Annotated in this window: 11 protein-coding genes; 4 read left to right on the top strand and 7 right to left on the bottom strand. The window is 62.4% G+C overall.

The window, feature by feature from the left end:
* Positions 1–83 precede the first annotated feature (83 nt).
* Positions 84–1262: a ribonuclease D gene (gene rnd, locus ACOQOT_RS06280; RefSeq protein WP_420561492.1), complete on the top strand. Its 1179-nt coding sequence runs from the start codon at positions 84–86 to the stop codon at positions 1260–1262.
* Positions 1263–1284: 22 nt separating this feature from the next.
* On the opposite strand, the gene ACOQOT_RS06275 is transcribed toward rnd, so the two are convergent.
* The 6 genes from ACOQOT_RS06275 to ACOQOT_RS06250 form a co-directional block, all read right to left on the bottom strand.
* Complete coding sequence (locus ACOQOT_RS06275) at positions 1285–2805, bottom strand: exopolyphosphatase (RefSeq protein WP_420561491.1); 1521 nt, start codon at positions 2803–2805, stop codon at positions 1285–1287.
* 15 nt (positions 2806–2820) lie between these two features.
* On the bottom strand, positions 2821–4992 hold the full coding sequence (locus ACOQOT_RS06270; protein ID WP_420561916.1) for an RNA degradosome polyphosphate kinase: 2172 nt from the start codon (positions 4990–4992) through the stop codon (positions 2821–2823).
* Between the two features lie 199 nt (positions 4993–5191).
* On the bottom strand, positions 5192–5875 hold the full coding sequence (locus ACOQOT_RS06265) for an HdaA/DnaA family protein (protein WP_420561490.1): 684 nt from the start codon (positions 5873–5875) through the stop codon (positions 5192–5194).
* 35 nt (positions 5876–5910) lie between these two features.
* A complete protein-coding gene (locus ACOQOT_RS06260; protein WP_420561489.1) occupies positions 5911–7017 on the bottom strand; it encodes an AI-2E family transporter in 1107 nt (368 codons plus the stop codon).
* Entirely contained in the window at positions 7014–7616 is a 603-nt protein-coding gene (locus ACOQOT_RS06255) for a CDP-alcohol phosphatidyltransferase family protein (RefSeq protein ID WP_420561488.1), read from the bottom strand. The genes ACOQOT_RS06260 and ACOQOT_RS06255 overlap by 4 nt, the downstream gene beginning before the upstream one ends.
* Before the next feature lie 41 nt (positions 7617–7657).
* On the bottom strand, positions 7658–8752 hold the full coding sequence (locus tag ACOQOT_RS06250) for a DUF2066 domain-containing protein (RefSeq protein ID WP_420561487.1): 1095 nt from the start codon (positions 8750–8752) through the stop codon (positions 7658–7660).
* Positions 8753–9030: 278 nt separating this feature from the next.
* Between ACOQOT_RS06250 and purM the strand changes: the two genes are divergently transcribed.
* Together purM and purN are read left to right on the top strand one after the other, a co-directional pair.
* The gene (gene purM / locus ACOQOT_RS06245) at positions 9031–10125 is read left to right on the top strand and encodes a phosphoribosylformylglycinamidine cyclo-ligase (RefSeq protein WP_420561486.1); all 1095 of its coding nucleotides are present in this window, start codon (positions 9031–9033) and stop codon (positions 10123–10125) included.
* Positions 10125–10769: a phosphoribosylglycinamide formyltransferase gene (gene purN / locus ACOQOT_RS06240; protein ID WP_420561485.1), complete on the top strand. Its 645-nt coding sequence runs from the start codon at positions 10125–10127 to the stop codon at positions 10767–10769. The genes purM and purN overlap by 1 nt, the downstream gene beginning before the upstream one ends.
* Positions 10770–10950: 181 nt before the next feature.
* Here purN and ndk read toward each other — a convergent pair whose 3' ends face one another.
* Positions 10951–11373 (bottom strand): nucleoside-diphosphate kinase, encoded by a 423-nt coding sequence (gene ndk / locus ACOQOT_RS06235; protein ID WP_420561484.1) that lies wholly within the window; start codon positions 11371–11373, stop codon positions 10951–10953.
* A gap of 165 nt (positions 11374–11538) precedes the next feature.
* Between ndk and ACOQOT_RS06230 the strand changes: the two genes are divergently transcribed.
* The gene (locus ACOQOT_RS06230) at positions 11539–13446 is read left to right on the top strand and encodes an ABC-F family ATP-binding cassette domain-containing protein (RefSeq protein WP_420561483.1); all 1908 of its coding nucleotides are present in this window, start codon (positions 11539–11541) and stop codon (positions 13444–13446) included.
* Positions 13447–13519: the final 73 nt, after the last annotated feature.

Raw genomic sequence — 13519 nt, 5'->3', positions numbered from 1 at the left:
TCCCAGCACTTTTCCGGGCTTTTGCCCCGCGCCTTGGAGCGGGAGGCGACAAGGGCTAAGGATTGGGGTATAGGATCGGCGCCATGGATATGATCACGACCACAAAAGACCTCGAAACTCTCTGCAAAAAGCTCGAAACGGCCCCCTACATCACGGTCGATACCGAGTTTTTGCGGGACAAGACCTATTGGCCCAAGCTCTGCCTCATTCAGGTGGCGAATACGGAAGAAGGCTTCCTGATCGACCCCCTGGCCGAGGGCATCGACCTTGCGCCCTTCTACAAGCTGATGGCGCATCCCAAGGTCATCAAGGTGTTCCATGCCGCCCGGCAGGATATCGAGATTTTCTACCATATGGGCGGGGTGATCCCGGACCCGCTTTTCGACACGCAGATCGCGGCCATGGCCTGCGGCTTCGGCGAATCCGTGGGGTACGAGACGCTGGTGCGCAAGATCGCCCGCGAAAAAGTGGACAAGACCTCCCGTTTCACCGATTGGAGCCACCGCCCGCTGACCGAAAAACAGCTGGCTTACGCGCTGGCCGACGTCACCCATCTCAGGCCCGTTTACGAGGCTTTCGCCAAGCAGCTTTCCGATCAGGGCCGCGTGCGCTGGGTGGCCGAGGAAATGGCCATCCTGCAGAGCCCGGCGACCTATGACCTCAAGCCCGAAGATGCCTGGAAGCGGCTGAAAGCACGGGTGAAGAACAAGCGCCAGCTCGGGGTTCTGATGGAACTTGCCGCCTGGCGCGAGCGCGAGGCGCAAAGCCGCGACCTGCCGCGCAACCGGGTGATGAAGGACGATGCGCTGTTCGAGCTCGCGACCCAGCAGCCCAAGGCGCTGAAAGACCTCGACCGTTTGCGCGCTGTGCCCAAGGGCTTCAGCGGCTCGCGCAGCGCCGCCGGCCTCATGGAGGCGATCAAAAAAGGCATGGCAACACCTGAGGACGACATTCCCGAGCCCGGCAATAACCACGTCATGCCGCCCGGCATCGGCCCCATCGTCGAGCTGTTGAAAGTGCTCCTGAAGCTGAAGGCGGAAGAGCACGATGTGGCCTCGAAGCTCATCGCAACGGTCTCCGAGCTTGAGGAAATCGCGGCGAGCGACAAAGCCAAGGTGCCCTCGCTCACCGGCTGGCGGCGGGAGATTTTCGGCGCCGACGCGCTTGCCCTCAAACATGGCAAGCTCGGCCTTTCCGTCAAAGGCAAGAAGCTCGTCGCCGCTCCCTTGCGCGAGGAAAGCACCGCAGCAGCGGCGGACTGACGCAGCGGACTGGCGCGGCGGCTTACCCGATCACCACTTCGGCCGTACGCCCTGCCGCCTTGGCAAGGGCGTTCAGGCGTTTTTGCACCGTCTCGCCCATAAAGCTCTCGATCTTTTTGGGCAGTTCGAGCCGCACGCATTTCTCGTCCATCCGCAGCCGGGTCAGCGGCAAAACCCCCAGCCGGGCCGCGCAGAGCGAAAAGGCAAGGCGGAGCGCAAGGCCCAGAATGCGCGCACGGTAAGCCTCTTCCTTGCTCAAGCGGCTCGTCAGGTCCCCCAGCACTTCGGCTTCCGCATTGCCTTCATGGCGGTGAAAGCCCACCCGCGCGAGGAACATACGCCCCGGATGGTCGATGCCGACGACAGGGGCGAGCAAGATCTGCTGCATGGCGTGCTGCGAGCGGTAATCGGGATGCACATACCAGCCTATGTCGGCAAGAATGCAAGCGGCATGACGCAGCCGTTTCTGCGCCGCGCTCTCGCCAAACCCGCCATCTGAAAAGAGCGCCTCGGTCCAGCTCGCCAGTTCCTGGCCATGCTCGGGAAAACGGGCAAGGCGCCCGGCCAGGTCCTTGCACCCCTCGATCAGCGGGTCCTTGCGCTTTTCCTCCGCCTCCAGCCCGTCATAGACCACCCCTTCGCGCAGACCGAAGGAGGAGATAACGACATGGCTTGCCCCCGTCGCCGCCAAAAGCCGCTCCAGCACCAGCGCGCCATAGGGCAGCGCGGGAATACGGCGGGAGGAAATATCGGGAATGCGCGCCAGACTCTTCGGGCCCATTTTCTCCAGAAGCCCGGCAAGCTGCGCCGCATCGCGCTGCGGGATCACATAATGATGGAGGACGCGCACCGGATAATTGAACTGGGCCATGTGTATGCGCGCAAGGTTGCGCCAGACCCCGCCCACCGCATAAAGCGGGCGGCCCTTCATGGAAGACAGCCACTCGACCTTTTTCAGCTCGGCATCGACAATCTCACCGGCCCGCGCGAGATTGCCCTCGCTTGCCGCTTCAAGGCGCAAAGGCCCGAGCGGCATGGTAATGCCGGGCGCCAGCGTGCCGGAGGATACCGCCACAAGCTCGAGGCTCCCCCCGCCAAGGTCGCCTACCACCCCGTCGGCGTCCGGGATGGCCGAGAGAATGCCCGACGCGGCCAGCCGCGCTTCTTCCTCACCTGAAAGAAGCCGCACCTCCTGATCGAAAAAAGCCGCGATTTTCTTCAGAAAATCCGGCCCGTCCGCCGCGTCGCGCACAGCGGCAGTCGCCACCACATCCAGCTTCTTGATGCCGATTTCCCGTTTCAGCGCCGCAAACCGGCGCACCGCCTTGATCGCCCGTTCAACACCCTGCTCATCCAGCTTGCCCGTGCGCGCCACAGAGCGGCCAAGGCCCGCCATGACCTTTTCGTTAAAAATCGGCACGGGACTGCGGGTTGCGCCGGCATATACGACCAGCCGAACCGAGTTCGAGCCGATATCGATGATGCCATATGGCCCCTTGCGCGAGGTATGCGCGGGGCCCTTACCGGGGGAGTTTGAGGTCACGGACTGGACTTGCGTTTATTTTCGGGACTTCAGTTCTACAGCCGGAGGCTCGTCCCGTTCAAGTGAGCTGCCGCGCCCGGAGAGGCTCGGATTGTCCATGAAGAAATGGTGGGCGTTGAAAGGCTCCTCACCCGGCGCCGGTTTGATACGCTGATAGCTGCCATCGGGCAGCATCCGCCAGCTCTGCTGGTTGTCCTTCAAATTGGCAACCATGATCTGATCCATAATCTGCGCATGGACGGTGGAGTTGCGCACCGGCACCAGCACCTCGACCCGCCGGTCGAGATTGCGCGGCATCCAGTCGGCGGAGGAGAAATAAACCTTCGCGTCATCGGACGGCAGCCCGTGACCGTTGCCGAAGCAGACGATGCGCGAATGTTCCAGAAAGCGCCCGACAATGCTCTTTACGCGGATGTTCTCCGAAAGCCCCGGCACACCGGGACGCAGGCAGCAAATGCCGCGCATGATGAGATCGATATGCACGCCTGCCTGGCTTGCCTCGTAAAGCGCGTCGATGACGATGGGATCGACGAGCGAATTCATCTTCGCCCAGACCTGTGCGGGCCGGCCCGCCTTGGCATGGGCGATCTCACCGCGAATATCTTCCAGAAGCCGCGCGCGCAAACCCACCGGCGACATAGCGATCTGTTCCAGCTCTTCCGGTTCGGCATAGCCCGTCAGATAGTTGAAGATCCGCGCAACGTCGCGCCCGATCGCCGGGTCCGTCGTGAACATGGAAAGGTCGGTGTAAATCTTCGCGGTGATCGGGTGATAGTTACCGGTGCCAAGGTGCACATAAGAGCGCAGCGCCCCGCCTTCCCGGCGCACCACCATGGAAAGCTTCGCATGGGTCTTCAGCTCGATGAAGCCGAACACGACCTGCACGCCCGCCCGTTCCAGGTTCCGCGCCCAGACGATGTTGGCGGCCTCGTCGAAACGCGCTTTCAGCTCCACAAGCGCGGTGACGGACTTGCCCGCCTCTGCCGCCTCGATCAGCGCCTGCACGATGGGCGAGTCTTTCGAGGTCCGGTAAAGCGTTTGTTTGATCGCCACGACATCCGGATCGTTGGCGGCCTGGCGGATGAACTGCACCACCACATCGAAGCTTTCGTAAGGGTGATGCACGACAATGTCTTTGGCGCGGATCGCGGCGAAACAATCCCCGCCATAATCGCGCACCCGCTCGGGGAAGCGCGCATTATAGGGCGTGAATTTCAAATCCGGCCGGTCATCGACGATGAGGCCATTGGTCTGGGCAAGGCCGAGCAGCCCGTCCACCAGCACGACTTCCTGCGTCGAAACATGCAGCTCGGAGGCAACGAACTCGCGCAAGGAAGGCGGCATGCTCGCCTGCATCTTCAAGCGGATCACCGTGCCCCGGCGGCGGCGCTTCAGCGCGCTTTCATAATAACGCACCAGGTCTTCGGCCTCTTCCTCGATTTCGATATCGCTGTCGCGGATGATGCGGAAAGCGCCCTGGCCCATCACTTCATAACCGGGAAAAAGCCGGTCGAGGAAAAGCCCGATCCAGTTTTCAAGGCTGAGAAAACGAATGCCAGACGCGCCGCCCGTCTGGTCGGGCAGACGCACGAAGCGTTCGATCTGCGCGGGGATCGGCAAAAGCGCTTCCATCGAGGTGCCGAGCCTGCGGCTTCTCAATTGCAGCGCGAGCGTGAAACCCAAATTGGTAATGAAGGGAAAAGGGTGCGCCGGGTCGATGGCAAGCGGCGTCAGAACCGGAAAGACCTGTTCCAGAAAACGCGTTTCCAGCCAGTCATATTCTTCCGCCGTCACTTCTTCCGGGTCGAGCACGGCAATGCCGTTTTCCCGCATCTCCTGGCGCAGCGAGTCCCATTGGCGCTGCTGTTCCGCCATCAGCTCATTGGCGGCGGCATTCACCCGCTCAAGCTGCTGGGCGGCGGTAAGCCCGTCCTGGCTCAGCGTTTCGACGCCCGCATTCACTTGCCCGCGCAGGCCCGCCACGCGCACCATGTAAAATTCATCGAGATTGTTCGAGGAGATGGAAAGAAAGCGCAGCCGCTCCAAAAGCGGGTGATTGAGATTGCCGCATTCTTCCAGAACGCGCTTGTTGAATTCGAGCCAGGAAAGCTCGCGGTTCATGAAGCGCGCAGCCGAGGCCGGGTCGATATGCTCGAAACTCGCGCTATCCACCGCCGCATGTTTCATTTCCAGCGGCCCGTCTGCGGCCACCACGGCAGGCACCTGCTGAATGGCTTCGCTCGATCCTGAAGATGCGCTCATAATCATTTCCCCGGGCGCGCGGGCTTCCCGCGCGTTCCGTTAAATTCCAGATGTCCTTGAAATTACGTCAAAAACGTAACCGAGTCATGACAAGCACGGCAGGTTTTAAGGCGTCCTTTACGGCCTAAAGGGCGCTTTCTTCCCGGTTTTTAAGGATTTCAGCGGCCAGCGGCACACTTATGGGCCGTTTCCCGGCAAGGGAGGCCCGGTCCAGCGCCTCCACCAGCGCGCTCAGCGCCGCAAAAGAGCGCTCCATGCGCGGCACGAGATAGGAAATGACGGGCGCCGGCACGGCAAGTTGGCGGTCGTCGAAGAGCTTGATCATCAGCGCCGATAAAAGCGCATCGTCCGGCGCGCCGATCTCCGCGCAAGGCACCGCTTTCAGCCGCGAGGACAGATCGGGCAGGCTGACCGGCCAGCGCGCGGGCGGCTCCTTGCCCGTGAGCAAAAGAAACCCCTTCGTCTCCCGCACCAGATTGATGAGATGAAACAGCGCGGGCAGCCCTTCGCCTGAGAGCGTCTCGCCGTCTTCGACAATCACCGCGCCTGCTTCGGCAAGCTCCGGCACTTCTTTCTTGGTGAGCTTTGCCGCCTCGATGCGCCGCGCGCCCGAGCGCGTGCGCCACACCTCGGCAAGATGCGTCTTGCCGGTGCCGGGCGCACCGGCCAGCGCCAGCACCGCGTCGGGCCAGTCCGGCCAGCGGTCGATCAATGCCACGGCATGTTCGTTCGCCGGGGCGACAAGAAAGTCCTCCCGGCCGCGCGCGGGCCTGTGTTCCAGTTCCAGGGGAAGCTGCTCAGCTTTCACCCATCTCTCCTTTACGCTTACGCATCCCTCTACGCTTACTCATCACTGTCTTTACGGACGCCTTGCAGGTCTTCATGTCCAAGCCCGGTGCCCCGGTAAAGCGGGCTTGCCTCATAACTGCGCACACCGAAACGCGCAAGCACACCGATGGCTGCGGCAATGGGCACGGCCAGCAACACGCCGACGAAACCAAACAGCGCGCCGAAGGCAAAAAGGGCGAACATCACCCAGACCGGATGCAGCCCGACACGGCTGCCCACGAGTTTGGGGGTGAGGAAATTTCCCTCAACGAACTGCCCGATGACGAAGACACCGATCACGACGCCGATCGACATATAATCCTGCGGGCCGAACTGCAAAATGGCGAGCAGCGTCGCCACCAGAAAGCCGCTGATCGTGCCGACATAGGGAATGAAGCTGATAATCCCCGCACCAAGCCCGACAACGAGGCCGAGATTGAGCCCGGCCAGTGACAGGCCGATGGCATAGAACGTGCCGAGCACCAGACACACCGTGCCCTGCCCGCGCACGAACCCGGCCAGCACCGCATCCATTTCCCGGAAAAGGCCGCGAATGGTCATGGCATGCTCACGCGGCAAAAGCTCATCCACCCGCGCCACCATGTTGTCCCAGTCGAGCAGCATGTAAAACGCGACGATCGGCGTGATGACGACGAGAGAGAAAAGGCTGATAATCGCCACGCCCTGTTTCCACACCTCGCCCAGCGCGCTCAGCGCCCAGGAAACAAGTCCCGCGCCCGCCTTATCGATCGTGTCGCGAATATCCGTGCTGCCTAAAAGCACTTCGCCGACCCGGCCCTGGCTCAAATGCGCCAGCCATTCCTGCACACGGTCGGCAATTCTGGGCAGGCTTTCGACCAGCGCTACCGTCTGTTCGTAAAGCAACGGTACGAGCAGAACCAGAAAGGCCACGATCAGCAGCACGAAAATCACCGTAATGATGCTGGTCGCCAGCAGCCGGGAAAAGCCGCGCTCCTCCAGCCAGTCGGCAAAGGGGTCGAGCAGATAAGCCACCGCCAACCCTGCGACGAAAGGCAGAAGAATGCCGCGCAGCAGCCATAGCAATAGAATGAAGACGAAAAGTCCGATGCCCCAGAAAAGCGCCTGGCGTTGAACGGTCATGGATTTTCCCTTTTTCCCTGCTCTTCGCTCAAAACGGTATCGGCCGCCGGCCGCCCGGGCAGCGCCCAAAGCCCCATATGCCCGCCCCAGCGCAACAAATATCCGAGCGCGGAAACACCTGTCGTTGCCGCCGTCACGATGACCAGCATATCGACCGCCGCTGCCGCCTCAAGTCCGCTGCCCGCCACCGCCAGCACGAGCGCGGCAAGTGCGATCTGCGCGGCGGTATTGGCTTTCGAAATCAGCGCCGGGTCCATGGCAAGCGGCATGGCCATTACCCAGCCAAGCACCACGCCGCCCACGATCATCACATCGCGGGAGACGACGAGAAGCACCAGCCAGTCCGGCAAGAACCCCGCCCAGCCCAGCGAGACGTAGATGCTCACCAGCAGCGCCTTGTCCGCCACGGGATCGAGATAAGCGCCAAGCTCGGAGCGGGCGGCAAGCTGGCGGGCAAGAAACCCGTCCACCGCATCCGACAGGCCCGCCGCCACGAACAGCCAGAAGGCGAGCATCATCTCACCGTTCAGGATCGAATAGATGATCACCGGCACCAAAAAGAGCCGCGCGATGGTAATGATGTTCGGCAGCTGGTTCATGGGGTAGCGCCGGTGCTCCGGGCAATCGGGAAGGCTTTAGATCACTGGCGCGCCGCCAGCACCCAATAGCCCTCCATTTCCATCAAGGAGAGGTTCTGCTGGGCAAGAGTGAGGCCGAGACTGTCTGCCGAGCCCTGATAATCGATCTCCACCAGCGCCCCTTCCGTCGAAAGACCGACCAGCGTCACCCGGCTCACATTCGGCGATTGCTCGAGTTTGCGCTTGATGGAGACCCACTCGCCCATGGAATTGAAACGCACGGAGGCGGAAAGCGCCGCCGCTTCTCCCTTGGCAACCGTGCTCTGAGCTTTCCATTCCTCGGCCAGATGATCGAGATAAAGTTCGGCTGCTTGGCGGCCCAGCGCCTCCAGGCTTTCCTCACCGCTCACCCGGCGGCTCCAGCGCCGCGCGGGCATGACGGAGCCTGCCTCATAAAGCACCATATCGGCTTGCAGCCCGCTTTCACCGGCAGGCGAAGCCTCGGCCACGATGACGCGGTTCGTGCCATAGCGTTCGGCAAAGGCTTGCAGGGCGGCATCATCGCCCGCCGCTGCCGCCTCCGCGCTCAGCGTCGTCAGATCTTCCAGATCGCCGAGCGGCAGCGTAAGGGGGGTCAGCCGGTTGGCAAGGTCCATACCCGTCCAGGCCGCGCGCCAGGGATTGTCGTCCCACAATTGCCGCGTGCCGCCAATGTCGCGCCAGAGCGGCAGCAGCAGCGCGGGCTTTGCCTGCGTATCGGCATAAGGAATATCGTATTGGCGCAGCAGGCGGCGCACGCCTTCGCTGTTGAAGGTCACGGTCAAGGTCGCAAGATAGCGCGTCGTGCTGGTCTTCTCCCCCGCCACCTGAAAGGAGCGCACGAGGCTCTGCGCCGTCGCTTCATCGGCGGCTGGCAGGCGCGACCAGTCCTCGCGCCGCGTCACCTTGCGCAGCACTTCTTCAAAAGCGCGGGTCTGGCCCTCGGCCACCGCCTTGGCGCGGGCCGCCGTCGCATTTTCGGCGCTCGCATCGACCGGAATGCCCGAGACACGGTAAACATCGCCTGCACTGGCTGGCGCGGCGCCCAGCACGGCCGAAAGAACCAGCGCCGTGATTGCCGCCAAAGTTGCAAAAAAAGAGCCCCGCCTCGTTTCCATCGCCCTTGCGCCTTTGCTTCCCGAAAACTCTGAACTTCTTGAAAAAACTTTGGAAATCGGGCCGGAGCCGCTTTTCCTTCACGAAAGCCGACCCTACACCAAGGCCGGGGGAGCCGGAAGGCGGCTGCGGCACTTTTCCCGCCTCGCATTTAAAGGCAGCGAAGCACTTGCTTTATGGCCGTTTTTCGGGTGGGTTAGCGCCCAGAAAGTCACTGGCCCCGCTCATGAAACCCGCCCATGGGCCGTATGCCGGGCCTCCCTCTCGATAAAGGCTTGAGATGTCCTCGTCCGACCGCCCTAACCGCTACACTTATAAAGACGCCGGCGTCGATATCGACGCGGGAAACGCGCTTGTCAAAGCCATTGGCCCGCTCGCCCGCTCCACCGCCCGTTCGGGCGCCGATGGCAGCCTCGGCGGTTTCGGCGGCCTTTTCGATCTGAAAGAAGCCGGTTTCACCGATCCCGTGCTCGTCGCCGCCAATGACGGGGTAGGCACGAAACTGCGAATCGCCATCGAAAGCGGCATCCACGGCACGGTGGGCATCGACCTTGTGGCCATGTGCGTCAACGATCTCATCGTGCAGGGCGCAGAGCCGCTTTTCTTCCTCGATTATTTCGCCACCGGCAAGCTGGCCGTCGGCATTGCCGAAGACGTGGTCGCGGGCATCGCGGATGGCTGCCGCCAGGCCGGCTGCGCGCTCATCGGCGGAGAAACGGCGGAAATGCCGGGCATGTACGCCGAAGGCGATTATGACCTTGCCGGCTTTGCCGTGGGCGCAGCCGAGCGGGGCACGCTTCTGCCGCGCGCCGATATCGGCGCAGGCGACGTGCTCATCGGCCTTGCCTCGAGCGGCGTTCACTCCAACGGCTATTCGCTGGTGCGCCGCCTGGTGAGTGATCACGAGCTGTCCTATGGCGCGGACTGCCCCTTCGCCCCCGGCACCTCGCTCGGCGCGGCGCTGCTCACCCCCACCCGCATCTATGTGAAACCGCTTCTTTCCGCGATCAAGGAAACGGGCGCGGTCAAAGCCATGGCCCATATTACCGGCGGCGGCTTTACCGAAAACATTCCCCGCGTCCTGCCCGACAATCTGATGGCCGAGATCGACGGCGCAGCCTGGTCGCTGCCCCCTGTCTTCCGCTGGCTGATGAAACTCGGCGGCATCGAGCGCGATGAAATGGGCCGCACCTTCAATTGCGGCATCGGCATGGTTCTCGCCGTGGAAGCCGAACGCGCCAAAGACGTCGCCGCCCTTCTGGAACGGGAAGGCGAAACCGTCTTCACGCTCGGCACGCTGAAAGAGCGCGCTGCGGACGCCCCTCATGTCGTCATTAATGGCGAGCTCGGCTCGGCGCCTGCGGGAGCTGCCTAATGAAAGTCGGCGTTCTCATTTCAGGGCGGGGCAGCAATCTTGCCTCGCTGATCGAGGCCTGCGCCGCGCCGGATTTTCCGGCCGACATCGTGACGGTGATTTCCAACAATCCCGGCGCCAAAGGCCTTGAGATTGCGGAGAAAGCCGGCATTCCCGCCCGCGCCATCAATCACCGCGATTTTGCCAAGCGCGACACGTTCGATGCCTGCCTCAGCGAAGCGCTGGAAGAAGCGGGCGCCGATTTCATCTGCAATGCCGGCTTCATGCGTATCCTGACGGACGGCTTTGTCGAAAAATGGTGGAACCGGCAGATCAATATCCACCCTTCCCTGTTGCCCGCCTTCAAAGGCCTCAACGTCCATGCCCGCGCCATCGAGGCGGGCGTGCGCATTTCCGGCGCCACCGTGCATTACGTGCGTCCGGAAATGGATGAAGGCCCCATCATCGCCCAGGCCGCCGTGCCCGTTATGATGGACGACACGGAAGAAACGCTGGCCCAGCGCGTGCTGGAGGCCGAGCACAAGCTCTACCCCCTCGCCTTGCGCCTTGTCGCGGAAGGGCGCGTGCGCATCGTCAACGAACGCGCCGTCATCTCCCCCGCCCCCGAAGGCCTGCCGCCCACGCTGATCGTGCCGGGGCTTTGAATTCCCGACATTTCGTCGCCCCCGGCTCGGAGGCCGGGGTGACAGCTTCGTTTTGTGCACAGACCTGCCACACACACTCCGCGTCACCCCGGGCTCGACCCGGGGTCCATGCAGTCTTTGCCGCACGCAAACAAAACGGGCGCCCCGAAGGACGCCCGCCAAACTTCCAAAACCATCAGCCTTAGCCGACGATTTCTTCGTCCTTGAAGAAGAACTTGATTTCTTCGGCAGCCGTTTCCGGCGCGTCCGAGCCGTGCACGGAATTGGCTTCGATGGACTCGGCGAAGTCGGCGCGGATCGTGCCGGGGGCCGCTTCCTTCGGGTTCGTTGCGCCCATCACTTCGCGGTTCTTGGCAACGGCATCTTCGCCTTCCAGAACCTGCACGACGACGGGGCCGGAAATCATGAAGGAGACCAGTTCACCGAAGAAGGGGCGCTCTTTGTGAACGGCATAGAAGCCTTCCGCCTGGTCCTTGGTCAGATGAACGCGTTTTTGCGCAACGACGCGCAGGCCCGCGCTTTCCAGCCGGTCGATAATCTTGCCCGTGATGTTCCGGCGGGTCGCATCCGGCTTGATGATGGAGAAGGTGCGCTGAACAGCCATGTGAAGTCTTTCCCGTTTCCTGAGGGTCGAAAGGATTTGCGCGCCTTATAGCGGGCGGCGGGCGCGGCGGCAACAGCCCTCGCGGCTCAAAAAATCGCGCGGGCGCCGGAAATCCTTGCCCTGAGGCGCCCCGGCCATGCTAGAAGCCGGGTCCGAGGCGACAAAATGCTGCATATTAACGATCTGACATATCTCATCGAGGGCCGGGTGCTGCTCGATCATGCCACCGCGGCCATCCCCAAGGGCCACAAGGTCGGCCTGGTCGGGCGCAACGGGACAGGTAAATCCACCCTCCTCAAACTCATCGCCGGTGAAATCCCCGGCGAGGATAGCGGCATATCCATACCCAAAGCCGCCCGCCTCGGCATGATGGCTCAGGAGGCCCCCGGCGGCCCCGACCGGCTGATCGACTATGTGCTCGCCGCCGATGAAGAACGCGCCGCGCTGCTCACCGAGGCGGAAACGGCGCGCGATCCGCACCGCATTGCCGAGATCCAGACCCGCCTGTCCGACATCGATGCCCATGGTGCCCCTGCCCGCGCGGCAACAATCCTGGCCGGGCTCGGGTTCGACGAGGCGGCACAACGGCGCACCTGCGCGGAATATTCGGGCGGCTGGCGGATGCGTGTCGCGCTTGCCGCCATTCTATTTTCCCAGCCCGATATTCTGCTGCTCGACGAACCGACGAACTATCTCGACCTTGAGGGCACCGTTTGGCTGGAAAGCTATCTGAAGTCCTATCCCCACACCGTCATCATCGTCAGCCACGACCGCGATCTTTTGAACCGCGCGGTGAACGGCATTCTGCATCTGGAAAACTGCAAGCTCACGTATTACACGGGCACCTATGACCAGTTCGAGAAAGAGCGGCGCGCCAAGCTCGAACAGCAGATGGCCTATAAAAAGAAGCAGGAAGCCCAGCGCCGCCACATGGAATCCTTCGTCGAGCGCTTCCGCGCCAAGGCCAGCAAGGCGCGCCAGGCGCAAAGCCGCCTGAAAGCGCTCGCCAAGCTCGAACCTATCGCCGATATCGTGGAAGACCGGGTGAAGCCTTTTCACTTCCCCGCGCCCGAGCGCCCGCTCGCCTCGCCCATCATCCGGCTGGAACATGCCAGCGTCGGCTATGAGCCCAGCAAGCCTATCCTGCGCGATCTCGATTTGCGCATCGACCAGGATGACCGGATCGCCCTTTTGGGCGCGAACGGCAACGGCAAATCCACCTTCGCCAAACTGCTCTCGGACCGGCTGCGGGTCGAGACGGGCCATTGCTATAAATCAAAGAAGCTGCGCGTCGCTTACATCGCCCAGCATCAGCTCGACGAACTCAAACCCAAAATGAGCCCTTACGATCATTTCCGCGAGCTGATGCCCGATGCAACGCAGGCGCAGGTGCGTGCCCGTGCGGGCTTTTACGGTTTCGGCGCGGAGAAAGCCGACACGCTGGTCGAAAATCTCTCGGGCGGTGAGAAGACGCGTCTCCTCTTTGCCGTGGCGACCTTCGACAAACCGCATCTCCTCATCCTCGACGAGCCGACGAACCATCTCGACATCGATTCCCGCGAAGCTCTGGTCATGGCGGTGAATGAATATGAAGGCGCGGTCATTCTGATCAGTCACGACCCGCATCTTGTCGAAACCTGCGCGGACCGACTCTGGATCGTTGCCGAAGGCGGCGTTTCCCGCTGGGAAGAAGACATCGAGGCTTACAAGCGCTGGCTGCTCGACCGCAACCGGCGCTCCGGCGCGCGCAAAAATAATATCGACGAGGAAGCAGCCGCTATCATCGCCAAGAAAGACGCCCGGCGCATCGCCGCTCAAGCGCGCGCCGAACTTTCACCGCTGAAAAAGAAAATCGCGGCGGCAGAAAAAGAAATGGCCCGCCTGCAAAAGGGCGTCGAGAAAATGGAAGCAGCGCTCGCCGATCCCGCCCTTCACCAGCAGAACCCGAACAAGGCCGCCCAGATCGCCAAGCTGCGCGCGGACACGCTCGCCACGATTTCCAAACTGGAAGAAGACTGGCTCGCCGCCAGCGAAGCCTATGACACCGCCCAGCAGGAAGCGAAGGCAGGGTAATATTTGCACGGCGTAGAGATTCCGTGTCTGCCCGGATTCCGTGTCTGCATTGCGTCATTTCATGCCGCAACGC

It is taken from the genome of Tepidicaulis sp. (genome assembly GCF_965222285.1).
Classification (GTDB): Bacteria; Pseudomonadota; Alphaproteobacteria; order Parvibaculales; family Parvibaculaceae; genus Tepidicaulis.
This window is presented reverse-complemented; position numbering and strand designations above follow the sequence as displayed.